Below are 291 nucleotides of genomic sequence, written 5' to 3'. Positions count from 1 at the left end.
CGTTTAGAGAAGAGCTCTGAACTTTTAAGCAATTGGTTTTTAGATGGTCTGAAAGATCTAAACCCTCTTACTTTAGGATCGAACTCCCATCCAGATTTTATTGTTCAAAATGTGGGCTTTGAGTTGAAGTCTACAAAAACTAAAGGTTTAATTCAATTTAACTCTACTATCCCTTGTGGGGGTTATTTACATAATAATGAAGAAAGAGAATGTTATTATGTAATAGCTCGTTACATAAAGGATAGGCAATTTGGCTACCTAGAAGATTTTACATTAGTAGATGGTGACTTT

At 33.3% G+C, this 291-nt stretch carries 1 protein-coding gene; it reads left to right on the top strand.

Translation table 11 applies throughout. The features are described 5' to 3' along the window. Positions 1–291, top strand: a 291-nt coding sequence (locus G9F48_RS19890; protein ID WP_238785906.1) for a hypothetical protein, incomplete at both ends; no start/stop codon positions are given.

It is taken from the genome of Bacillus sp. EKM420B (assembly GCF_011065565.1).
GTDB classification, from domain to species: domain Bacteria; phylum Bacillota; class Bacilli; order Bacillales; family Bacillaceae; genus Bacillus; species Bacillus velezensis.
This window is presented reverse-complemented; position numbering and strand designations above follow the sequence as displayed.